Annotated in this window: 18 protein-coding genes and 3 pseudogenes; 16 read left to right on the forward strand and 5 right to left on the reverse strand. The window is 60.6% G+C overall.

All coding sequences use genetic code 11. The annotated features are described in order from the left end of the window. Window positions 1–34: 34 nt before the first annotated feature. Window positions 35–3,115: a type III restriction-modification system endonuclease gene (locus tag KDD17_RS02625; protein WP_212705160.1), complete on the forward strand. Its 3,081-nt coding sequence runs from the start codon at window positions 35–37 to the stop codon at window positions 3,113–3,115. Between the two features lie 35 nt (window positions 3,116–3,150). Here KDD17_RS02625 and KDD17_RS02630 read toward each other — a convergent pair whose 3' ends face one another. Together KDD17_RS02630 and KDD17_RS02635 are read right to left on the reverse strand one after the other, a co-directional pair. Continuing rightward, on the reverse strand, window positions 3,151–4,068 hold the full coding sequence (locus KDD17_RS02630) for a hypothetical protein (protein ID WP_212705161.1): 918 nt from the start codon (window positions 4,066–4,068) through the stop codon (window positions 3,151–3,153). 8 nt (window positions 4,069–4,076) lie between these two features. Then, window positions 4,077–4,718 (reverse strand): hypothetical protein, encoded by a 642-nt coding sequence (locus KDD17_RS02635; protein ID WP_212705162.1) that lies wholly within the window; start codon window positions 4,716–4,718, stop codon window positions 4,077–4,079. On the opposite strand from KDD17_RS02635, the gene KDD17_RS02640 reads away from it, so the two are divergent. Then, window positions 4,705–5,832 (forward strand): hypothetical protein, encoded by a 1,128-nt coding sequence (locus KDD17_RS02640; RefSeq protein WP_212705163.1) that lies wholly within the window; start codon window positions 4,705–4,707, stop codon window positions 5,830–5,832. The genes KDD17_RS02635 and KDD17_RS02640 overlap by 14 nt on opposite strands. A gap of 5 nt (window positions 5,833–5,837) precedes the next feature. On the opposite strand, the gene KDD17_RS02645 is transcribed toward KDD17_RS02640, so the two are convergent. The 3 genes from KDD17_RS02645 to KDD17_RS02655 form a co-directional block, all read right to left on the reverse strand. Then, the gene (locus tag KDD17_RS02645; protein WP_212705164.1) at window positions 5,838–6,473 is read right to left on the reverse strand and encodes a hypothetical protein; all 636 of its coding nucleotides are present in this window, start codon (window positions 6,471–6,473) and stop codon (window positions 5,838–5,840) included. A gap of 112 nt (window positions 6,474–6,585) precedes the next feature. Continuing rightward, window positions 6,586–7,950, reverse strand: a complete 1,365-nt coding sequence (locus KDD17_RS02650) for a tyrosine-type recombinase/integrase (RefSeq protein ID WP_212705165.1) — start codon at window positions 7,948–7,950, stop codon at window positions 6,586–6,588. 418 nt (window positions 7,951–8,368) lie between these two features. Continuing rightward, window positions 8,369–9,388: a LacI family DNA-binding transcriptional regulator gene (locus KDD17_RS02655; RefSeq protein ID WP_212705166.1), complete on the reverse strand. Its 1,020-nt coding sequence runs from the start codon at window positions 9,386–9,388 to the stop codon at window positions 8,369–8,371. A gap of 136 nt (window positions 9,389–9,524) precedes the next feature. Here KDD17_RS02655 and KDD17_RS02660 point away from each other — a divergent pair, with 136 nt between their 5' ends. The 14 genes and pseudogenes from KDD17_RS02660 to KDD17_RS02725 all read left to right on the forward strand — a co-directional run bounded on the left by KDD17_RS02660 (window position 9,525) and on the right by KDD17_RS02725 (window position 23,544). Continuing rightward, window positions 9,525–9,710: a hypothetical protein gene (locus KDD17_RS02660; protein ID WP_212705167.1), complete on the forward strand. Its 186-nt coding sequence runs from the start codon at window positions 9,525–9,527 to the stop codon at window positions 9,708–9,710. A 21-nt stretch (window positions 9,711–9,731) separates the two neighbouring features. Continuing rightward, window positions 9,732–11,038, forward strand: a pseudogene (gene hisD / locus KDD17_RS02665) (histidinol dehydrogenase). Beyond that, window positions 11,031–11,792 carry an SDR family NAD(P)-dependent oxidoreductase gene (locus KDD17_RS02670; RefSeq protein WP_212705168.1) on the forward strand — a complete coding sequence of 254 codons (762 nt, stop codon included), beginning with the start codon at window positions 11,031–11,033 and terminating at the stop codon, window positions 11,790–11,792. Before hisD ends, KDD17_RS02670 begins: the two are co-directional and overlap by 8 nt. Next, a pseudogene (locus KDD17_RS02675) lies at window positions 11,789–12,767 on the forward strand (alcohol dehydrogenase catalytic domain-containing protein). Before KDD17_RS02670 ends, KDD17_RS02675 begins: the two are co-directional and overlap by 4 nt. Before the next feature lie 178 nt (window positions 12,768–12,945). After that, complete coding sequence (locus KDD17_RS02680; protein WP_212705169.1) at window positions 12,946–13,452, forward strand: sulfopyruvate decarboxylase subunit alpha; 507 nt, start codon at window positions 12,946–12,948, stop codon at window positions 13,450–13,452. Beyond that, complete coding sequence (comE, locus tag KDD17_RS02685) at window positions 13,449–14,003, forward strand: sulfopyruvate decarboxylase subunit beta (protein WP_212705170.1); 555 nt, start codon at window positions 13,449–13,451, stop codon at window positions 14,001–14,003. Before KDD17_RS02680 ends, comE begins: the two co-directional genes overlap by 4 nt. A gap of 1 nt (window position 14,004) precedes the next feature. Further along, complete coding sequence (locus KDD17_RS02690) at window positions 14,005–15,102, forward strand: alpha-hydroxy acid oxidase (protein ID WP_212705171.1); 1,098 nt, start codon at window positions 14,005–14,007, stop codon at window positions 15,100–15,102. A 206-nt stretch (window positions 15,103–15,308) separates the two neighbouring features. Beyond that, window positions 15,309–17,603, forward strand: coding sequence for a bifunctional salicylyl-CoA 5-hydroxylase/oxidoreductase (locus tag KDD17_RS02695; RefSeq protein WP_212705172.1), 2,295 nt, complete (start codon window positions 15,309–15,311; stop codon window positions 17,601–17,603). Next, window positions 17,600–18,328, forward strand: a complete 729-nt coding sequence (locus KDD17_RS02700) for an SDR family NAD(P)-dependent oxidoreductase (RefSeq protein ID WP_212705173.1) — start codon at window positions 17,600–17,602, stop codon at window positions 18,326–18,328. Before KDD17_RS02695 ends, KDD17_RS02700 begins: the two co-directional genes overlap by 4 nt. After that, window positions 18,325–18,795 carry a MarR family winged helix-turn-helix transcriptional regulator gene (locus KDD17_RS02705; protein WP_212705174.1) on the forward strand — a complete coding sequence of 157 codons (471 nt, stop codon included), beginning with the start codon at window positions 18,325–18,327 and terminating at the stop codon, window positions 18,793–18,795. The genes KDD17_RS02700 and KDD17_RS02705 overlap by 4 nt, the downstream gene beginning before the upstream one ends. Then, on the forward strand, window positions 18,795–19,595 hold the full coding sequence (locus KDD17_RS02710; RefSeq protein ID WP_212705175.1) for an enoyl-CoA hydratase family protein: 801 nt from the start codon (window positions 18,795–18,797) through the stop codon (window positions 19,593–19,595). Before KDD17_RS02705 ends, KDD17_RS02710 begins: the two co-directional genes overlap by 1 nt. Next, window positions 19,595–20,742, forward strand: a pseudogene (locus tag KDD17_RS02715) (acyl-CoA dehydrogenase family protein). The gene KDD17_RS02710 and the pseudogene KDD17_RS02715 overlap by 1 nt, the downstream one beginning before the upstream one ends. 3 nt (window positions 20,743–20,745) lie before the next feature. After that, window positions 20,746–22,356 (forward strand): AMP-binding protein, encoded by a 1,611-nt coding sequence (locus tag KDD17_RS02720; RefSeq protein ID WP_212705176.1) that lies wholly within the window; start codon window positions 20,746–20,748, stop codon window positions 22,354–22,356. Window positions 22,357–22,395: 39 nt separating this feature from the next. Next, a complete protein-coding gene (locus KDD17_RS02725; RefSeq protein ID WP_212705177.1) occupies window positions 22,396–23,544 on the forward strand; it encodes an ABC transporter substrate-binding protein in 1,149 nt (382 codons plus the stop codon). Window positions 23,545–23,588 lie beyond the last annotated feature (44 nt).

Here is a 23,588-nt window from a genome sequence, read left to right on the forward strand (position 1 = left end):
CGAAAGAAACGCCAGATTTACGAAAGAGACTGCCATGAAGATCAAGTTTAAGTCGCAGCTCTATCAGACGCAGGCCGTGGATGCGGTTGTTGACTGCTTTGCAGGCCAACCTCTTCAGGATCCGTTGAAATACACAGTCGATCCGGGGGCTGCGGTTCAATCCCAAATGGAGGTCGAAGGCTTTGGGAACGGGGCTATCAAGCTGACTGAAGACGGATTGTTGGATAACATCACCAAGGTTCAACGTCTTGCGATGCTGCCGCTATCGGACAGCCTGACTTATTTCGCCGATGAAAAAGGCAAAAAGAAACCTGCCAGCTACAAACCCGGTGCGAGGGTCAATCTGGATGTTGAGATGGAGACCGGCACGGGTAAAACTTATGTCTACATCAAGACCATGTTCGAGTTGCACAAGCGTTACGGCTGGACGAAATTCATCATCATGGTGCCCAGCGTGGCTATCCGTGAAGGTGTGGCAAAGTCGATCGACATGACCGCCGAGCACTTTCAGCAGGAATACGGGAAGAAGGTGCGGGCGTTTGTCTATAACTCGAAGCGATTGCACGAGTTGGAGAGCTTTTCGTCGGATTCCGGCATCAACGTGATGGTGATTAACGTGCAGGCGTTTAACGCCTCTGGCGCCGACAATAGGCGGATCTATGACGAGCTGGACGATTTTCAGTCGCGCAAGCCCATCGATGTGATTGCGAAGAACCGTCCAATTCTGATTTTGGATGAACCACAAAAGATGGAAGGCCCGGCTACTCAGAAGGCACTGCCGAAATTCAACCCGCTGTTCATTCTCCGTTATTCTGCGACCCACCGCACGGTCCACAACAAAGTGCATCGTTTGGACGCTGTTGATGCGTTCAACCAAAAGCTGGTCAAGAAGATCAAAGTTCATGGGGTAGAGACCAAGGGCCTGAGTGGGACCAACCCCTACCTGTTCCTGCACCGTGTCGAGACGACCAGCAGCGATCCGGTGGCGTTTGTCGATGTGGAAACCAAGACCCAGACAGGGATCAAACGGGTCGCACGAAAGCTTGAAAAGGGCCGCAACCTGTTCGACTTGTCCAAAGGGCTTGAGGCTTACCGCGGGTTCGTTGTCAGTAATATCGACGCACGGGACGATACGGTTCATTTCACCAATGGCGATGTGTTGCGGGCGGGTGAGGCCTCTGGGGACGTTACAGAACGCGATATCCGTCGGATCCAGATACGCGAAACGATCACGGCACATTTGGAGCGCGAACAGATCCTGTTTGCGCGCGGGGTTAAGGTCCTGTCGCTCTTCTTTATCGATGAGGTCGTGAAGTATCGCGATTACACTCAGGATGATGAAAAGGGTGAATATGCCCGTGTGTTCGAAGAGGAATACGTGCAGGCGGTAGCGGATTTGCTCAGCGAGTTGCCGTTGGAAAATGTCGAATATCGGACCCATTTGGAAGGTATCGATGTTGCCAAGACCCACCGCGGATATTTCTCGGTCGATAAGAAAGGCCGGATGACCGACCCGAAAGCCGCCGCACGTGGCGAGCTGGCTGGTCAATCCACCGAACCCAGTGACTATGACCTGATCCTTAAGGACAAAGAGCGGCTGCTGTCTTTTGCGGAACCCACACGGTTCATTTTTTCCCATTCGGCCCTGCGTGAAGGCTGGGACAATCCGAACGTCTTTGTCATGTGCATGCTCAAGCACAACGAGAGCCAGAATGTAATTTCGCGCCGGCAAGAGGTTGGTCGTGGCCTGCGAATTTCGGTCAACAGCAACGGCGAGCGGATGGATCACCCCGCTACGGTCCATGATATCAACGTGCTGACAGTGGTGGCATCCGAGAGCTACAAGGGCTTCGTCACAGGATTGCAAAAAGAAATTGCCGAAAATCTCTCCGCGCGACCCCAGCTTGCGGATGCGGATTATTTTGAAGGTAAGACGCTTAAGACCGGTGATCTGGAGCTCATGTTGGACAAGCCGCTGGCCAGGAAGCTGGAACGGTTCCTGATCAAGAACGACTATGTTGATGACGACGGCTATATTACCGAAAGTTATCATGAGGCTCGCAAGTCAGGAGAGCTTGTTGATCTGCCGGAGGGTTTTGAAGCCCATCGTGACGCAGCTTTCGCGTTGATTGACGCGGTGTTCAACAGTGCCGCCCTCAACGACATGCTGAGCGATGGTCGAACGCCTAAGAAGAACAAACTGAACAGCAACTTTGACCGTAAGGAATTTCAGGAGCTGTGGCGTCGGATCAATCGCAAGGCGGTCTATCAAGTCGAATTCGACAGCGCGGCGTTGGTCAAGAGCTGTGTTGATCGGCTCGAACGGGACCTGCAGGTGGCGCCACTTCAGTATTTGGTCACAGAGGGCACGTTAGCGGACGAGGTGACCGACGAAAGCCTGCGGGCAAGCGACGCCTTCGTCCAAGGCAAGTTGCGGACGGAAAGCGGGACCAGCGCACGGTCACGGGTTTCTTATGACCTGATTGGCGCCATATCTGAGAACACTGACCTGACCCGAAAGACGGTAGGGGAAATTCTTGGTGGAATACAGGCGGCGAAATTTTGTGAGTTTGCGAAGAACCCCGAACAGTTCATCGCAGATGCCTCGCATATGATCCAAGAGCAGAAGGCCACGGCGATCATCGAGAAATTGACCTATGACGCGCTGGAAGAACGGTTCGATTCAGAGCTGTTCACGGCTGGTGAGGTCGGCAACGACTTCAAGAAGGCGACCGAAAAGCTGAAAAACCATGTTTACGATTATGCCATCGTAGATTCCAAGGTTGAGCGTGAATTCGTCAGAGACCTGGATACGAGCAGCGAGGTAATCGTGTATTCGAAATTGCCGCGCGGCTTTTTGATCCCGACCCCGGTCGGTGACTACAACCCGGACTGGGCCATCGCGTTCAAAGAGGGCGGTATCAAGCACCTCTATTTCGTGGCTGAAACGAAATCGGATCAACCGTCGATGAAGATGCGGGAGCTTGAGCAAACCAAGATCAAGTGCGCGCGGAAATTCTTTGACGAAATTGGAAGGCGGATCAACGAAGATCAGGTGAAATATGATGTGGTCACCAACTATTCGGACCTGATGGCGTTGGTGAAGACACTGTAACGATCTGTTCCGAATAAAGGGTGCTGCTCTGTTGGTCATTCGTCCTGTTTGCGCCGGTTGTTAAAATCCGCAAACACTTGGCTCAACGAAGCGAGCATCGAAAGGATGATAGCAATTGCTAATAGAAGGGGGCTTGAAAGCGCCACATCGACGAGATCGGGCCGTATGATCGTTGGAATGTCTGTCCCAGAATATCCGACATGCAACTCCACATCACCTGGCTGGGAGAGTGCGAAAATTTCCAAACTGGGTGTGTCGGAGAAGTCCTTAGGTGTAACGTGACCGTTCATCCGGACAGGTTGGTTCGCGGAGCGAACAGACGCCGTTGCGCCACGCATCAATTCCCCTGTTTTGATCACCTCGGTCACGTTCGCGCGGAGAAACGATGTGATCAGACCGCTTTCACGGGCTTCCCAGTTTCCCCGTGTTAGATAAAACTGTTCCCCCGCGGAAATAGGTCGGCCCACTGTCGTATGAGCAGAGAATGTGAGCGCCCCAGTGTCACGCCAGTCCGCTTCGGTGACTATCAATATGGTGCCTTCTGCGAGATTGTCCGGTCCGGCAGACTGCAAACTGAGCCTCAGATCGCCCTGATTGGTAAGCGCAACATCCACTTTTGCACCGTTTGGCCATTGTAGGGTTAGATCGCGTTGATCCGTAATTTCGTAGAATCTTGGATCACAAACCGATGTATCTGCTACCCGCGTGAAGTCGGGTTGATCGCGCAAACGGCAAATTGTGGCGCCTGCCAGATACCAGTCATTGCTTTCTCCTTGGAATGTGAAACCTGCGGCGGTTGTTTCCGCTTCAATCACGAAGGTTCGGGATTTGCTGAATACTGCCAACGCAACAAAGAGGCACACTATGACGACAGCCGCCACCAGCAAAATCACACGAAGTCGTTGAACATTTCGCATGTTTTGCAAGACCGTCAAAATGCGGAAGCCACTCAAGTGCGTCATCAGCTATCTAAGCCAATCCAGAGCTTTAACACTGACGGGGTCGCGGGTTTGCCGCCAGAAACCCGATAAAGTGTGACCTCCACCGAACCGCTCACATCGTCTGGAAGAATACAGGCGTGATCGAAAGCCGCCATACCGCCAGCTTCCAAAGCGTTGCATCGTATCGCATCAGGATACGTGTCGAGATACATAAAGACCTCGTCGGCCCGAAAGGAATTAATAAGGATTTGTGCCTCACCGATTTCTCCATCGGGATTCCAGAGGGCGACCGTCGTGTCGGAGAGTTGTGACATGCAATCGCCGGCAGATATCTGAATGGCCAACCCTTGTGGCGGCAAATCCGCAAGGGCTGCACCGTGTCTTGTAGGGAAGGGAAGGCCAGTGACGCCCCCTGACCATTCCTGCGACAGATCGTATTCATTGGTTGCTTCGTAGCGTCCGTCGGCCGATAGCACCCGGGCACAGATCCGACTGCCGGACCACTCCGGCGGGAGGTTGGCGGTGAGTGTGACGGTGTCTCCGTTAACAGGGGCGGTGCCATGCCGCAGCACGCCTGCGACGATGACTCCCGAAATTTGCGCAGCATCACGCAATACCTCATTGAAAGGATTGCTGCGGAGCGTCACGATGTCATCAGACAAAGCCATCATTGGCGCAGACATCAGGACGCTGGAAATGAAAGCACTTAGCACACGCAATGGGTCCATCCTTCTATTGCTTCCCCGAATTCTAGCATTCTGGCTTCTGTCAGTCACTGCAATACATGCGCAAACTGTTACTGTCGTAGGCAGTATGGGTGAAAACGGTCATGGTTGGATGTTTCGCTCCCAAGGTATCTGCTATGTCATTACCCCGCGCCATGTCGCCGGGGAGCTTCCACGTATAAGTGTGACATCGGCGGCCCCTGTAGTGAACGGCACCGGGACTGTGTTTCGTCCATTCTGGCCCGAGATGGATCTTGCGATTGCGGTGGTGCGGGGCGGCATTGAGGAGCGCTGTATCGAGAATCTAGATAGCCTGAACGTAAGCCGAGCAGCGCGCAATGCAGGAACAGCGCAGCTATTGCGGCTGAGCCCGTCAGGGGAATTGGAGCGACAGCGACTGAACCTGGCCCGGCGCGATTATTTGACGTGGCAGGCAACGCTGGCGGACGCAGGCGGCAGCATCTATCAGGGCACGTCTGGCGCGTTCGCATTTGCAAATGATGAGCCAATCGGTATGGCGATCGAGTCCGAAGACGTGAACAGCATTTTGCTGATGCGGTCAGCGGAGATATACATGAACGTCGCACGGTTTCTGGCTGAGGAAAGCGGGGCGGTTACGGCACAATCGGAACCTGTCCACGAGGTCGAGGCCAATGAGCAGCGTCTCGAGTTGGTTAGTGCGACGGCCGCACCGATAGAACCTCAATATGCCGCGGAGAACCTTCTTACAGAGGGTTCATACGTGTTTGACCCGATCCGTAATACGGAAATCCTCTTCCGTGCAGAAGGGGATGCGCCGGTGGCCCTATCCCAGTTCATCATGATTGCACCAATAAACGGCACATACGCTTTGCCAAAGGATATATTGGTCTTGACCGACGCAAGTGCAGCGGGCACGCGTTTCCGCCCATGGGTGCGCGGTCAGGTTGCGCCAGATGGAGCGTTTGACAGCGGCCCAAACGCTCCCCGAAGCGCACGTTGGATCAAGATTCTAATACTGAACGCGCGAGCTGCGGGGCCTGTTGCGATTGAAAGAATTTCAGTATTTTAGGTCGATCAGCGGATGACCTGCACCACGAAAGGAAGCACAGCTTCGATATCTTCAAGCGACAACGTTCCCTTTATCGTTCCGTCTTCGACCAAAACACCACGACCATTTCCGGAAGCACAGCACCCAATTCTATATGAAAGAAAAACGCCGTCACCATTGGAGACGATTAAACAATTATCTTCTGATTTTGACGTGTAGCAACTCTTTTCGGCATCAAAAGCACCAGTAGGCAACCGAAAGAAGCCAGCATTATCTGCTCCGACCGTTCCACCAAGATCTTCGATTCTTGAAGTATACAAACTTGCATTCGATATTGCCGAGCCGTCTACTTGAACCGTTAGATTTGGCCCCGTCGCCAGATAAGCCTCGAATGCCGTGCGGCGGACAGATGGGTTGGGTGACAGCAAGCCGAATTCCAAAGCCATATCCTTCAAAACATCATCGCCGCTTTCCAACATGATCTGCATAGCCGCCATACTGCGCTCTGGATCAGGATCGTTCAGCAGCTCGGCGTAGGGATTCATCTGTTCAACACGGGCATCAATCTGGGCGCGGAGTTCTTCCACCGTAAGGGTTTGAGCAGATACGGGGTTGATAGTTAGTTGAAGCATGGCCGCCGCGAGAAACAGTTTTCTAATCATTGTGGTCTCCTTTGTTTAAGGGAACCTTGCACGACTAATGGTCGGCCGCACAATCCTTAAGTGGCTAAATCAGCGCCGGCAAAAGCGCCCGATCGGACGGCAAAAGAGGCGTTTACCGCTTATCAATGTCCTGTTGGACGTGTTCGATGTGATCCAGCGCCTCTGCCAACTTGTCCAAAGCCACCTTCTGGGGATCCGCAACATGCTCTAAGAGGTGCGTCGATGCGAAATAGTTTTCCAGTGCGTGTGAGCTTCCGTCGTCCCGGCTTGATGCATTGTGAGCCAGAATTTCGTCAATTACTCGCGGTGAGACACCGAGAAGCTTCATAATCGTTGCGGCGGTGCGGCGCAGGTCGTGTCTGTGCCAATCGCTGGTGTTGCTTGCTTGGTGAACCTTACCGGTGATGCGCTGCCAATTATCCAGACCACCGCCCTCGGCATTTGGAAATACGAGCTCGTCCGGTTTACGGCCCTGGAAATTCGGCAGGCTGTGCAAAAGCGCAATCGCTGCATCAGACAGAGGCAGGCTCTGGTTTTTGGGTGCACCGGAGATTGTTTTTACGTAGGGTTTGTGCCAGATTCCGACTTTCTCGCGATAGTGACCCCACCGCATGTTTACCATCTCTGACCGGCGTGCCGCGGTAAGCAAGAGAAATCTCAGCGATATAGCGCGCAGGTCGAGGTAGGGATTCGTTTTCAATCCAAGGCATTTGGGGGCAGGCCAGACCAATAAGGGAAGAACTCTGGCAAGTTCGAGATGATCCAGCGCACGATCTCGAAACCCTTTGATTGTGTGGTCGTCGATTGAGGGGTCGTAGGTCTGCCGGACATCCACCACGTCAAGTTTCTGACGCCGCCCACGACCGATCTTGTTCGACTTATTGCGATGCGCGGCCCAATCGAACATTGTCATGACGTAAGCGCGCGCACGTGACACTTGCCCGTTCGCCGTGCCTTTGCCAGAACGCGGCACATATGAGCCCATTGTATATGCGAGATCTTCGAGGCTGATTTCCGTCACCTGTGTTGACAGATGGGGTTGGAAGACCCGCTCGATACGGCGACGGGCCTCACTGCCATTGTCGTTTACGGTGCGCTGCCACGTCTTTCGCGTGGGCGCCATGATGATTTCGTATTCGATAATCAGTTCCTGCAGCGTCGGTATCTCCGCGTGCAGAGCAGCCGCGCTTCTGGCCGCTGCCTTTTTTGCGGCATTCGTAATATTCTCACCGGCCTTCAACCGTCGCCGCAATTCCGCAGCTGCCAGCCGTGCATCGGCAAGACCAATGTCGCCGTAGTGCCCTATCGGTGTGCTTTGGATATTGCCGCTGGGATCCCTCAGCCGGAATGCGAAGGACTTCAGCCCTGACGGATAAACCCGTATCAGCAGGCCGGTTTCTTTGGTATCTGTAATGTCAGTCCGCTTTGTGACGTTTTTGGACTTGATGAATTTGTCTGTGAGTTCAACTCTTGGCATTTTTAATTCTCCTGTGCTGGGAATGATATGCGGACGCCATTCTGGTGGCACAATGGTGGCACAGAAGGGCCGCGCTACCGCGATGCGAGATGTTTTGAGATGAGGAAGTTACGGAAATAGATTATCTATATAAAACAGTTGGATAATCGAAAATTTATATCCGAAACATGTGTGTCGCAGTGCGTCGGAATACGCGGAAAATCAGGCTTTATCGCCTTGAAAATCCTCGTGTCGGTGGTTCGATTCCGCCCCCGGGCACCACTTAAATAAAGCAAAAACGGGAGACGATAGCTCGCAGTTCTCGCTCATGCTTGCGGATGTTCCGTGGACCGATTGTGCCCGGTGTTTTCTGGCGTAGCGCAAAACACCACGCGGGGTATCGCCAGCGTGCCGGAGGGGCAGGGTACAGCCACGCGGATCAGATCGCCTTCAGCGACTCCCGCATGGTGATGGAAACTGCGAGTTCGCGCGCCGCGCGCGGTTTGCGTCCCGCGATCGTTTCAAGCAGTTCTTGCGCCGCGACGCGCCCCATCTGGCGGTGCGGGACGTGCACTGTCGTCAGTCGCGGATACAGCAGGCCAGCCAGTTCGATGTCGTCGAACCCGGTGATCGAGACATCTTCGGGCACGCGCAGGCCCATGGCGCGGGCGCGGCTGAGGGCGCCCGCGGCCAGCACGTCGTTTCCGCACATCACCACCGTGGGGCGGGGCGCGCGCTTCATGTGGGTTTCAAAGGCATCGGCGCCGTTCTCAATCTCGTAGCCGGTCTCGATCACCGGGACGCTGTCGGGATCAGTCCCGTGCGCGCGCAGGCTTTCGCGGATGCCGCGCAGGCGGCCTTCGGCCCGATCGTTGCCCGCCAGAATGCCCGAGATCACAGCGATGCGCCTGTGACCCATCGCCTGCACCTGGTCGGCGAGACTGCGCATGGCGGCGCAATTGTCAAAGCCCACCGAGGCAAAGCCGTGATCAAAAGACGAGGTCCACGCCAGTACCGTCGGGATCGCGCGGCGGGTGAGGTAGTCGTAGATCTGCTGCCCCCGCTCCGCCCCGATCAGCAACAGGCCATCGGCGCCTCGGGCGACCAGCGTGCGGATCTGCTCAGCCTCCAGATCCGGCTGATAGGCGCTGCTGGAGACGAGCAGGGTGTATCCCTCTGCGTGCAGGGTCTCCTGAAAGGCCTGCAGACCGCGGGCAAAGATCGCGTTTTCCATTGTCGGGATGATCGCCCCGATGGTGTGGGTGCGTCTGGCAGCCATGGCGCGGGCATTGAAGTTGGGCGTATACCCCAACGCATCGACGGCGCGCATCACCCGCTCGCGTGTTTCTCGCGACACCTTGCTTTTGTCATTGAGGCAGCGCGACACGGTCGCAGTCGACACATTTGCCGCGCGCGCGACGTCGTCCAGCGTTGGAATTGGGGGGTGTGCAGGTGCCATGCGCCTTGGTCCATCTTGGGAACTCATTGCAACATAGACTAAAAACACGCGGGGCAGGGAGAAAAATGTAAGCGCTTGCAAGAATCGGATGTAAGCGCTTACACTAGCGCTAAATCTGACCGCCAGGAGGCTTCTTGTGGCCCGCACCGTCGCCTTTCCCGAGCCCGTCCCGCCGGTGGCTTTGCCCGCCTATGTTGTCAGCGCCGTTGGGTCTGGCGCGGCGGTTTTGGCGGGCGGGGCTGCGCCGCAGGCACGCCCGACCTTCACCCGGCGCATCGGGGCGGGCCCTGCGCGCCGCCGTCACCGCACCTCTTCTTCGTGATATCTACAGACAGGATCCCAGATGACCCGCGACTACCTTAAGAAAGCAACGCTTACCGCGGCCTCCGGCGCCTCGGATGTGCACGAAACGGTTGTGGCTATCCTTGACGACATCAAGGCCGGCGGCGACGCGAAGGCGATGGAATACGCCGCCAAATTCGACCGCTACGAGGGGAGCATTTTGCTCAGCGCCGAAGAGATCGAGGCCGCCTGCGCGCTGGTGCCCGAAAAGCTCAAGGCCGATATCCGGTTCGCCCATGACAACGTCAAACGCTTTGCCGAGCTGCAAAAGAGTACCGTCGCGGATGTGGAGATGGAGATTCAGCCGGGCTATATTGCCGGGCAAAAGGCGATCCCCGTGGATGCGGCGGGCTGCTACGTGCCCGGTGGGCGCTACAGCCACATCGCCAGCGCCATCATGACCGTGACCACGGCCAAGGTCGCGGGCTGCAAGCACATCACGGCCTGTTCCCCTCCGCGCCCCGGCGTGGGGGTGGCCCCCGCGATCATCTACGCCGCGCATATCTGCGGCGCGGACAAGATCCTTGCCATGGGCGGCGTGCAGGGCGTTGCAGCCATGACCTACGGTCTTTTTGGGCTGCCAAAGGCGAACATCCTCGTAGGCCCCGGCAACCAATTCGTGGCCGAGGCAAAGCGGATCCTCTTTGGCAGCGTCGGCATCGACATGATCGCAGGCCCCACCGACAGCCTCGTGCTGGCCGACAAGACCGCCGATCCACACGTGGTCGCCACCGATCTGGTGAGCCAGGCCGAGCATGGCTATAACTCGCCCGTCTGGCTGGTGACCGACGACCGCGCGCTGGCCGAGGATGTCATGGCCCGCGTCCCCGCTCTGATCGACGATCTGCCCGAGCTGAACCGTGACAACGCCTTTGCCGCCTGGCGCGACTACGCCGAGGTAATTGTCTGCGCCGACCGGGTCGAGATGGCGAAATGCAGCGATGACTATGCCCCGAACACCTGACCGTGCAGGCGCAAGACCTCGATTGGTGGCTCGACAACCTCACCTGCTACGGCTCGCTGTTTCTGGGCGAAGAGACGACCGTTTCCTACGGGGACAAGGCGTCGGGCACCAACCACGTGCTGCCGACCTCGGGGGCGGCGGGCTATACCGGCGGTCTGTCTGTGCACAAATACATGAAGATCGTCACCTGGCAGCGCGCCACGCAGGAAGCGTCCAAGGATGTGGCGATTGCCACCGCCCGCATCTCCCGGCTCGAAGGGATGGAGGGGCACGCGCGTGCCGCCGACGTGCGGCTGGCCAAATACTTCCCCGGCGAGAATTTCGATCTGACCGCCGATGGCTGATCTGCCCGCTCTCTTTGACCTCAGCGGTCGCGTCGCCTGCGTGACGGGCGCAAGCTCGGGGCTCGGTCGGCAAGCGGCCCTTGCGCTCGCGGGCGCGGGCGCGCGGGTGGTAGGCGTGGCGCGGCGCCGCAGCGCCCTCGACAGCCTGTGCGACGAGATCGGCAATGGCGCGGCCGCCGTGGTGGCCGATGTGGCCGACCGTGCGGGCATAGGTGATCTGGCGCAGGCGGTAACCGCCCCCTTTGGCGCGCCCGACATCGTGATCCACGCGGCGGGGATCAACACCCGCGAGGCCGCCGAAGACGTCACCGCCGAGGGGTGGGATCAGACGCTCGCGCTGAACCTCTCCGCGCCTTTCTTTCTCAGCCAGGCGCTTGTGCCCGCGATGAAGCAGCGCGGCTGGGGGCGGATCGTGAATTTCGCCTCGCTCCAGACGACCCGCGCCTTTCCCGGCGGCATCGCCTACGGCGCCAGCAAAGGCGGTATCGGTCAGCTGACCCGCGCCATGGCCGAAGCATGGTCCCCCCACGGCATCACCGCCAACGCCATCGGTCCGGGCTTTTTCCCGACCGAACTGACGGCGGCGGTGTTCGACGACAGCGACCGCGCCGCGCGCAATGCCGCACAGACCTGCGCGGGGCGCAACGGACGGCTCGAGGATATCGACGGCCCGGTGCTGTTCCTGTGCTCGGAGGCATCGGCTTTTGTCACCGGGCAGGTGCTGATGGTGGACGGAGGATTTACCGCAAAATGAAAGCGTTGGTCTACGACGGCGTCGAGACGCTGAATTACCGCGACATGCCCGATCCGGTGGCGCAGGACGGCGCGCATCTGATCCGGGTGGAGGCCGTGGGCATCTGCGGCTCCGACATGCACGCCTATCTGGGACACGACGCGCGGCGCCCCGCGCCGCTGATCCTCGGGCATGAGGCGGCGGGCACGATCGTCGGCGGCGCACGCGACGGCGAACGCGTGACGATCAACCCGTTGGTCAATTGCGGTACCTGTGCCGCCTGCCACGCCGGGCGGGAAAACATCTGCCCCGACCGGCAGATCATCTCGATGCCGCCACGCGAAGGGGCCTTTGCCCAATTTGTCGCGATGCCGGGCAGCAATCTTGTCACCGTGCCCGACGTGGTGCCCTTGTCAAAGGCGTCCTTGGCAGAACCGCTGGCAGTCAGCTGGCACACCGTACGCCTCACGCTCGAGGCGCTGCACCCGTCGATGGAGCGGCGCGCGCTGGTGCTGGGGGCGGGGCCATCGGGCTGGCCGCAGCCCTCGCGTTTCGCGCGATGGGGTCGAGGATGTGACGATAGTTGAGCCGAACGACGCCCGCCGCGCCACCCTGATCGAGCGCTGCGGACAGCGCGCGGTCGCCGCCGCCACCGACCCCGCGCCGATGATCGTGGATGCCGTGGGCTATGCCGCCACGCGCGCGACCGCCTCTGAATTGGTAACCCCCGGCGGGGTGATCGCGCATGTGGGGCTGGGCGAGGACGCAGGCGGCGTCGACGTGCGCCGCTACACGCTTCAGGAGGTGACCTTTGTCGGCACCTACACCTACAACGCACAGGATTTCCGCGACTGCGCGCAGGCGATCTTTGACGGGCGTCTTGGCGCGCTTGACTGGACCGAGGCGCGGCCGCTGTCGCAGGGTGCCGCCGCCTTTGCCGATCTGCGTGGTGGCACGGTTGCCGCGCCGAAAATCATTCTGGACCCCTGGGCCTGATGCCCCAACCTGCGAAAAGGAGACGGATTTATTCGATCCCACCGTTTTAATGGCGTCGCCTGAAACCTGCGGGTCTCCCGAAAAACCCCTCGCCCCCTGTTCCCCGCGCGGTGCATACCGCCCAAAGCGCCCCCCTTTAACCCACGCGCATGAGCGCACCCTCGAAAGGCACATTTCCATGAACCTCGACAAGAAGATCACAGATGATCTTGTCGCCAACGACGTCTCTTTCGTGACCACCGTCCCCTGCAAGCAGCTGGCCGGTGTCATCGAAGAGATCGACCAGCGCAAAGAGATCTTCCACATCCCCTCCAACAAGGAGGACGAAGGCATGGGCCTGTGCGCCGGCGCCTTCATGGGCGGCAAACGCAGCGCCATCATCATGCAGAACACCGCCATCGGCGTGACGATCAACACGCTGGCGACCCTGACACAGTTCTACCGGATGCCGCTGCCGATGATCATTTCCTACCGCGGCGAGCTGCGCGAGCCCGTGGCCTGTCAGGTCGAGATGGCCGTGCACACCAAGGCGCTTCTGGCGCAGATGCACATCCCGACCTACCACTTCCACTGGCAAAAGGATGTCGAGGAATTCGACAACATCCTGAAATACACCTTCATGTGCAACAAACCCGTGGCGATCCTGACCGACGCCAACTTCTGGGGAGGCTACGGCGACCAATGATCCGTTCAGAAATCTTGAAAGAAATCGCGCCGATCCTCAAGGATCAGCTGATCGTCTGTAACATCGGCATCCCGTCACAGGAGCTGCACGCCATCATGGACCAGCCCAGCAACTTTTACATGCTGGGCACCATGGGCCTGTCGTCCTCTATCGGCCTTGGCGTGGCGCTGGCGCAGGACAAGACCGTCATTTCCATCGACGGCGACGGCTCTGTCCTCACGAACCTGGGCACGCTGCCGACCATCGGCAACAACTGCCCCGACAACTACATCCTGATTATCATCGACAATGGCTCGTACGGCTCTACCGGGGATCAGCCGACTTATACGGGCCGCAAGACCGATCTGGCGGGCATGGCGCGCGCGGCGGGCTGCGACAACGTGGTCGAGGTGCAGGACGTCGACACAGGCCCGGCGCTGCAGGCGGCAATTGATGCGCGGCACGGCACCGTGATGATCGTGAAATGCGACAGCGGCAATGCCAAGATGCCGGTGATCACGATGGATCCGGTGATCATCAAGGATCGCTTCATGAAGGCGGTCGCGGGCTAGGATGGGGGCCGCCGCGCATATCCACAGTGCCGAGGATGCGCGGCGGCTGGCAAAACGGCGGCTGCCCTGGATGGTGTTCGACTACATCGATGGGGCGGCCGGCAATGAAACCGGCGCCGCGCGCAATGCCGCAGCGCTCGACGCGGCGACACTTGCGCCGCGCATCCTGCGCGATGTCTCTGACCGCAGTCTGGCAGTCGATCTTTTTGGCGCTACGGCGGAGCGCCCCTTTGGCATCGCCCCCATGGGGATGTGCAATCTCAGCGCGCCGGGCGCCGATCTGATGCTCGCGCGCCTTGCCGCGCGCTACCGGGTGCCGCATGGCGTCTCGACCGTTGCCTCCACCCCGATGGAGCGGATCATCGAGGTGGCCGAGGGCCACGCGTGGTTCCAACTGTATTTCTCCGGCGACGGGCAGGGGACGTTCAAACTGGTCGAACGCGCCCGCGCGGCGGGCTACCAGACCCTTGTGATGACCGTGGACGTACCCGAAGTGGGGCGTCGCCCGCGCGAGTTGCGCCATGGGTTCACCATGCCCTTTTCCATCGGTCCCCGGCAGTTTGTCGATTTTGCCCTGCACCCGCGCTGGTCGCTTGGACAACTCGCCGCGGGCAAGCCGCAGATGGCGAATTTCGCGATGCCGGGCTTTGATTTTGACCGTACCGAAAGCCGCGCACGCGCCACGTGGGACACGCTTGCGCGGCTGCGCGAGATGTGGCCGGGCACGCTGGTCGTCAAAGGTGTGCTTGATCCCCGCGATGCCGTGGCACTGAAAGCGGCGGGCGTCGACGGCATTCAGGTCTCAAGCCACGGCGCGCGGCAACTGCAAAGCGCGCCGTCCCCCTTCCACGCGTTGCCCACGATCCGCGCCGCCGTTGGCGCGGGCTTTCCGCTGTTCTACGACAGCGGTCTGCGCTCGGGCGAGGATGTGCTCAAGGTGCTGACGGCGGGTGCGGATTTTGCGTTCTTTGGGCGCAGTCTGCAATTCGCCATCGCCGCCGGAGGCGAGGCCGGGCTGCACCAGCTGTGGGATGTGTTCAGCGCGGAGCTGTCGAGCGCCATGGCGCAAACAGGCGTCACAAGCATCGCGCAGGTCTAATCCGATTTCCAAGGATTCGCCCCCAGAAGACTGACCGGATTCGCCCTCTGATTGCGCGCGCCTTGCGAGTGCCTGAAGCATTGAGGCGGTAAGTGATTGCGATAATTTATGAATTCCAAATATTTTAAATGTAAAATATTTAATCTTGAAATCCCGTTCCCGCCGGGTACGGTTCTCCTTAGCGTTGATCATGCAAGGAGCATCCCATGCGTATTGCCTGCCTCGGTGGCGGTCCTGCCGGTCTCTACTTTGCCATTTCCACCAAGCTGCGCCAGCCCGACGCCGAGGTTGTCGTGTTCGAGCGGAACCGCCCCGATGATACCTTTGGCTGGGGCGTGGTGCTGTCGGATGAAACGCTGGGCAATCTGGCCGCGAACGATACAAAAAGCGCGGCCACCATCCGCGACCACTTCGCCTATTGGGACGATGTGGCGCTGGTCATGGGCGGGCAGACGACGACGTCCAGCGGCCACGGCTTTTGCGGCATCGGGCGCAAGCGCCTGCTGCTGATCCTGCACGACCGGGCCAAGGAATTGGGCGTCGATCTGCGGTTCGAGACTGAGGTTGAGGCAGCCTCGCAGTACCAAAAGGATTTTGACGTGGTCGTGGCCTGCGACGGGTTGAATTCCAAAACCCGCATGGAATTCGCCGAGACGTTCAAGCCCGATATCGACACGCGCAAATGCCCCTTTGTCTGGCTCGGCACACACCAGAAGTTCGATGACGCCTTTACCTTTATCTTTGAAGAGACAGACAAGGGCTGGCTCTGGGCGCATGCCTATCAATTCGACGACGACACCGCGACCTTCATTGTCGAATGCAGCCAGGAGACATTTGACGCCTACGGCTTTGGCGATCTGGACCAGCATGAGAGCATCGCGATCTGTGAAGAGGTGTTCAAGGACCATCTGGGCGGTCACGCCCTGATGACCAACGCCAACCACATTCGCGGCTCCGCCTGGATCCGCTTCCCCCGCGTGCTGTGCGAAAATTGGAGCCACGAGAATGTCGTGCTTTTGGGCGATGCCTCCGCAACGGCGCATTTTTCGATCGGATCGGGGACGAAGCTCGCGCTGGAAAGCGCCATCGCGCTGGCCGACTACATCGCGACCGAGGACACACTGGAAGCCGCATTCGACAAATACCAGAACGAGCGCCGCATCGAAGTGCTGCGGCTGCAATCGGCGGCGCGCAATTCGGTCGAGTGGTTCGAAGAGGTCGAGCGCTATCTGCACCTCGATCCGGTGCAGCTGAACTATTCCCTGCTGACCCGCAGCCAGCGTATCAGCCACGAAAACCTGCGCGCGCGCGACGCTAAATGGCTGCAATCGGCCGAGGCGTGGTTTCAGCAGCAGGCCGGTGTCGGCGCGAATGAGGCGCCCCGCGCGCCCATGTTCGCGCCGTTCAAACTGCGCGATATGCATCTGAAAAACCGCATCGTTGTCTCCCCTATGGCGCAATACAAGGCCAAGGATGGCTGCCCGACCGATTGGCACCTGATCCACTACGGGGAGCGCGCCAAAGGTGGCGCCGGGCTGGTCTATACCGAGATGACCTGTGTCTCGCCCGAGGGGCGGATTACGCCGGGTTGCCCCGGTCTCTACGCGCCCGAGCATGAGGCCGCGTGGCGGCGGCTCACCGATTTTGTGCATACCGAGACCGAAGCGATGATCTGCTGCCAGATCGGCCACGCGGGGCGCAAGGGATCGACCCGGCTGGGCTGGGACGGCATGGACCGTCCGCTGCCCGACGGCAACTGGCCGCTGCTCTCGGCCTCCGCGATCCCGTGGTCGGACGAGAACGCCGTGCCGCAGGAAATCACGCGCGATCAGATGGATACGGTCAAGGCTGAATTCGTCGCGGCGGCGGAAATGGCCGACCGCGCGGGCTTCGACATGATCGAGCTGCACGCGGCCCACGGCTACCTGATCTCGTCCTTCATCTCGCCGCTGTCGAACCAGCGCAGCGACGACTACGGTGGCAGCCTGGAAAACCGCCTGCGCTATCCGCTTGAAGTGTTCAAGGCGATGCGTGCCGTCTGGCCCGAAGGTAAGCCGATGTCGGTGCGCATCTCCGCCTCCGACTGGGCGGGCGACGATGGGGTCACAGCGGATGAGGCCGTCGAGATCGCGCGTGCCTTTGAGGCGGCTGGTGCCGACATCATCGACGTTTCCGCCGGGCAGACCTCGACCCAGGCCAAGCCGGTCTACGGGCGCATGTTCCAGACGCCGTTTTCCGATCGCATCCGCAACGAGGCGCGCATCGCGACCATGGCCGTGGGCAACATCTACGAGGCCGATCACGTCAATTCGATCCTGATGGCCGGGCGCGCCGATCTGGTGTGCCTTGCGCGCCCGCATCTCAGCGATCCCTACTGGACCTTGCGCGCCGGGGCCGCCATCGGCGACCGTCAGGAGAAATGGCCGCTGCCCTACGAGGCCGGGCGCGATCAGGCATGGCGATTGGCAGACAAGGAAGCCGAAATGGCGGGCGCCGTATGAGCCACGTCATAGTCAGCGGCGGCGGCTCCGGTGTGGGGGCCGCAACGGCCCACGCCTTTGCCGAGGCCGGATGGGAGGTGACCATTCTGGGCCGCCGGGAGGCGCCGCTGAAAGAGCAGGGGCTGCCCTATGCGACATGCGACGTGACCGATGCCGAGGCCGTGCGCGCGGCCTTTGATACCGCCCGCACCGCCCGTGGCCCGATCACCTGCGTCATCGCCAACGCTGGCGCCGCCGATAGCGTCCCCTTTGCCAAGATGAGCACCGACAGCCTGCACGCCATGCTCGACGTAAATGTGGCGGGGGTGTTCAACTGCTGGCAGGCCGCGCTGCCCGACATGACCGAGCACGGTGGCCAGATGATCGCCATCGCCTCCACCGCCAGCCTCAAGGGGTACGCCTATGTGGCGGGCTACGTCGCCGCAAAACACGCGGTCCTCGGGCTCACCCGCGCGCTGGCGATTGAGCTGGCGCCCAAGGGCATCACCGTGAACGCGATCTGCCCGGGCTTTCTGGACACGCCGATGACCGACCGCTCGCTCGCCAATATCACCGAGAAAACCGGCATGCCCCCCGACGATGCGCTCAAACAGCTGACCAAGGGCAACCCGCAGCGCCGCCTTGTCGAGGTGGATGAGGTCGCGGGCACCGCCCTTTGGCTGACGTCGCCCGCCGCGCGCTCGGTCAACGGGCACGCGCTGAGCCTGTCGGGGGGCGAGGTATGAACCGCGCCGAAAACCCCCTGCGCGAACCGGTGTCAAAAGACCGGCTGCGCCTCTGGCTGCGCCTGCTGAAAACCACCCGCCATATCGAGGCGAGCCTGCGCGAGAACCTGCGTACCGAATTCGCCACGACCCTCCCGCGCTTTGACGTGATGTCGGCCCTGTCGCGCCACCCCTCGGGGATGAAGATGAGCAAGCTGTCGGGCGTGCTCAAGGTCTCGAACGGGAATGTCACCGGTATCATCGACCGGCTGGTGGACGACGGCCATGTGGTGCGCGTCGCCGTGCCGGGCGACCGCCGGGCAAGCCTTGTGCGGCTGACCCGCAAGGGCGAGGCCGAATTCGCCCGTCAGGCCGCCGCGCATGAGGCGTGGGTGGATGCCATGCTCGGCGATTTTGCCCAGGATGAGGCGGCAGCGCTCGCGCAACGTCTCGATACGCTCGAAACAACCCTGACGGAGGACCGCTGATGCGCACCGATGTGACCCATTTCAAGCTGGAGATCAAAGACGGCATCGCCCATGTCGCGCTTGACCGACCGGAGCGGAAAAACCCGCTGACCTTTGATAGCTACGCCGAATTGCGCGACTGGTTCCGCGATTTGGTCTACGATGACGAGGTCAAGGCGGTGGTGTTCAACTCCAACGGGGGCAACTTCAGCTCCGGCGGGGATGTGCATGATATCATTGGTCCTTTGACCAAGATGAACATGAAGGAATTACTGAATTTCACCCGGATGACCGGCGATCTGGTCAAGGCGATGGTGAACTGCGGCAAGCCGATCATCGCCGCCATCGACGGCATCTGCGTGGGCGCCGGCGCGATCATCGCCATGGCCTCTGATCTGCGCATCGCCACGCCCGAGGCCAAGGTGGCGTTTCTCTTCACCCGCGTGGGGTTGGCGGGCTGTGACATGGGCGCCTGCGCGATCCTGCCGCGCATCATCGGGCAGGGCCGCGCGGCGGAGCTGCTCTATACAGGGCGCGCGATGAGCGCCGAGGAAGGCCATGCATGGGGCTTTCACAACAGCCTTGTGGACGCAGACGGGTTGGAGCAAGCGGCCAGCGACATGGCCGCTCGCATCGCCGCAGGCCCGAACTTTGGTCACATGATGACAAAGACGATGCTGGCGCAGGAATGGTCGATGTCGATCGAACAGGCGATCGAGGCCGAGGCGCAGGCGCAGGCCATCTGCATGCAGACGGGCGATTTTGAACGCGCCTACAACGCCTTCGTCGCGAAGGAAAAACCCGTGTTCGAGGGGGACTGATGCCAGACCGCAGCTTTCTTGACTGGCCGTTTTTCGAGGATCGCCACCGCGCGCTGGCCGAAGGGCTGGATGCCTGGGCCGCGCGCAACCTCGCGGGGATCGACCATGCGGACGTCGATCAGGCGTGCCGCGATCTGGTGGCCGCATTGGGTGAGGGGGCTGGCTTGCCCATTCCGCCGCACGCGATGGGCAGCTCGACGTGCGCAGCCTGTGCCTGATCCGCGAGACGCTTGCGCGGCACGACGGTCTGGCTGATTTTGCCTTTGCAATGCAGGGGTTGGGGACCGGGGCGATCTCGCTCTTTGGCTCTGACGCGCAGCGCGACTGGCTCGAAAAGACCCGCGCGGGGCAGGCGATTTCCGCCTTTGCCCTGACCGAGCCGCAGTCGGGGTCGGATGTCGCCAATTCCACCATGACCGCCACGCGGGACGGGGAGGACTACGTTCTGAACGGCGAAAAGACGTGGATTTCGAACGGCGGGATTGCCGATGTCTACACCGTTTTCGCCCGCACTGGCGAGGCGCCGGGCGCCAAGGGGCTGTCGGCCTTTGTGGTGCCCGCCAACACGCCGGGCCTGCGCGTGAAGGAACGCTTGCAGGTCATGGCGCCGCACCCGCTCGCCACGCTGAGTTTCGAGGACTGCCGCGTGCCCGCAAGCGCGCTCATCGATGCGCCGGGCGCGGGCTTTCGCATCGCGATGTCGGTGCTGGATGTATTCCGCTCAACCGTGGCTGCCGCCGCTCTCGGCTTTGGCCGCCGCGCGCTGGACGAGGCTGTCGCGCGGGTGTCGCAGCGGACGGTGCAGGGCAAACCGCTGGCCGATTTGCAGATGGTGCAGGGCCATATCGCGGATATGGCGGTGGATGTCGATGCCTCGGCCCTGCTGATCTACCGCGCCGCCTGGACCAAGGACGCAGGCGCGCCGCGCGTCACCCGTGAGGCGGCGATGGCGAAACTCTTTGCCACCGACCGCGCGCAGGCGATCATCGACCGCGCGGTGCAGCTACACGGCGGCGACGGGGTGCGCGTGGGCATGACGGTCGAAAGCCTCTACCGCGAGATCCGCGCGCTGAGGATCTATGAGGGCGCGTCGGACGTGCAACGCGTCGTCATCGCGCGCCAGACACTGGGCGCCTTGGGAGGGTAATTCATGTTGGGACCATCTGCACATAGCGACACTTTCTCACGCGATAACCTGCCGCCTGTGGATATGTGGCCGGAATTCCGGCTGGAGGCTTTCGACTACCCAGAGCATCTCAACATCGGCGTGGAACTCACCGATAAGATGGTGGAAAATGGGTTTGGGGATAACACCGCGCTGATCGGTAACGGGCGCCGCCGCACCTACAAGGAACTTGCGGATTGGACCAATCGCCTCGCTCACGTGATGGTTGAGGATCTGGGCGTAAGGCCGGGTAATCGCGTGCTTATCCGTTCTGCCAATAATCCGGCGATGGTGGCCTGCTGGCTGGCGGCGACCAAGGCGGGTGCGGTCGTGGTGAACTCCATGCCGATGCTGCGCGCGGGCGAGTTGGCCGCGATTGTGGACAAGGCCCAGATCACCCATGCGCTTTGCGACACCCGCCTGATGGACGAACTGGTCGCCTGCGCCAAGACATCCCGTTATCTTACCTCGGTTGTCGGCTTTGACGGCACCTCTAACCATGACGCCGAACTCGACCGGCTGGCACTTGAAAAACCCGTGCAATTCGACGCGGTGCAGACCGGGCGCGATGACGTGGCGCTGCTGGGCTTCACCTCCGGCACCACGGGCAGTCCGAAGGCCACGATGCATTTCCACCGCGATCTGATGATCATCGCCGACGGCTACGCCCGTGAGGTGCTGGGCGTGACACCGGACGATGTATTCGTGGGCTCGCCGCCCTTGGCGTTTACCTTTGGACTTGGTGGTCTGGCGGTGTTCCCGCTGCGCTTTGGCGCCGCCGCGACGCTCTTGGAAAACGCGGCGCCCCCGCAGATGATCGAGATCATCCAGAAGTACAAGGCGACCGTGTGCTTTACCGCGCCCACCGCCTACCGCGCGATGTTGCAGGCGATGGAAGAGGGCGCCGATTTGTCCTCTCTGCGCGCCGCCGTCAGCGCCGGGGAAACGCTGCCCGCCCCTGTCTACGAGGAGTGGAAGGCCAAGACCGGCAAGCCCATGCTCGACGGGATCGGTGCGACCGAGATGCTGCATATCTTCATCTCCAACCGCTTTGACGATCACAAACCCGCCTGCACCGGCAAGCCCGTGACAGGCTATGAGGCGCGCATCGTGGGCGAGGATGGTGCAGAGATGCCGCGCGGCGAGGTCGGGCGGCTGGCCGTGCGCGGGCCGACAGGATGTCGCTATCTCGCCGATGACCGTCAGGCGGCCTATGTCGCGGGCGGCTGGAACATCACCGGCGATGCCTTCTGGATGGACGACGACGGCTATCTGCATTTTGCCGCGCGCAACGACGATATGATCGTCAGCGCCGGCTACAACATTGCGGGCCCCGAGGTAGAGGCGGCGCTGCTGAGCCATCCGGCCGTGACGGAATGTGCCGTGATCGGTGCGCCCGACGAGGCGCGCGGCATGATCGTCGAGGCCCATGTCGTCACCGACCACCCCCGCGACGACGCGCTTGTCAAAGCGCTTCAGGAGCACGTCAAAAACACGATCGCCCCTTACAAATATCCGCGCCGCGTTGTTTTCTGTGACGCGCTGCCAAAGACGCAGACCGGAAAGATCCAGCGGTTTGCCCTTCGCAAAACCTAACGCCCCGTCAGAGGGCACCCCATCAACAAGGAGAAACACATGACACTGAAATCACTCGCTCTTGCGGCTTCCGTGGCCGCACTTGCCACCGGCGCCTTTGCCGACGGGCACGCAAACAAGGTCAAGGTCGGCATGATCACCACGCTTTCGGGCGGCGGTGCGGGCCTTGGCATCGACGTGCGCGACGGGTTCCTGCTGGCCGTCAAACAAGCCGGCAACGACAACCTCGAAGTCGTGATCGAGGATGACCAGCGCGACCCGGCCGTGGCCGTGCAGACGGCGGATAAGTTCATCCAGTCCGAAAAGGTCGATGTGATGACCGGCATCATCTTTTCCAACCTCGCGATGGCCGTGATCCCCGCCGCACTGGCGCAGGGCAAATTCTACCTCTCGCCCAACGCGGGGCCGTCGCAGCTGGCGGGCCGGGGCTGTAACCCGAATTATTTCAACGTCGCGTGGCAGAACGATAACCTGCACGAGGCGGCGGGCGCCTATGCCAACACCGCAGGCTACAGCAATTCGTTCATCCTTGCGCCCAACTATCCCGCCGGGCAGGACGCGCTGACGGGCTACAAGCGTCAGTACGAGGGCGCGCTGGCCGGTGAGCTCTTCACCCAGCTGGGCCAGACCGACTATGCCTCCGAGATCGCGCAGATCCGCGCGTCGGGTGCCGACAGCGTGTTCTTCTTCCTGCCCGGCGGCATGGGTATTTCCTTTCTCAAGCAATATGCCGACAGCGGTTTGGATATCCCCGTTGTGGGCCCTGCGTTCAGCTTCGATCAGGGCATCCTGCAAGCCGTGGGCGAGGCCGCGCTGGGCGTGGTGAACACCTCACAGTGGAACAAGGACATCGACAACCCGACCAATGCCGCCTTTGTCGAGAGCTTTCAGGCGGAATATGGTCGTCTGCCCTCGCTCTATGCCAGCCAGGGGTTCGATACCGCCAACCTGCTGCTGAGCGCGATGGACAAGGCCTCGGTCACCGATCCGGATGCCTTCCGCGCGGCGCTGAAGGAGGCGGATTTTGACAGCACACGTGGCGATTTTCAATTCGGCAACAACCATCACCCGATTCAGGACATCTACGTGCGCGAGGTTGTGCAGGAAGGTGACGTATTCACCAACAAGATCATCGGCGTGGCCCTTGAAGACCATCAGGACGCCTATGCGTCCGAGTGCAAGATGTGATTTAGGCGGGGCGGCCCCGCGCCGCCCCGGTTTTCCACGGCCCG

It is taken from the genome of Sulfitobacter albidus, assembly GCF_018200035.1.
GTDB lineage: Bacteria > Pseudomonadota > Alphaproteobacteria > Rhodobacterales > Rhodobacteraceae > Sulfitobacter > Sulfitobacter albidus.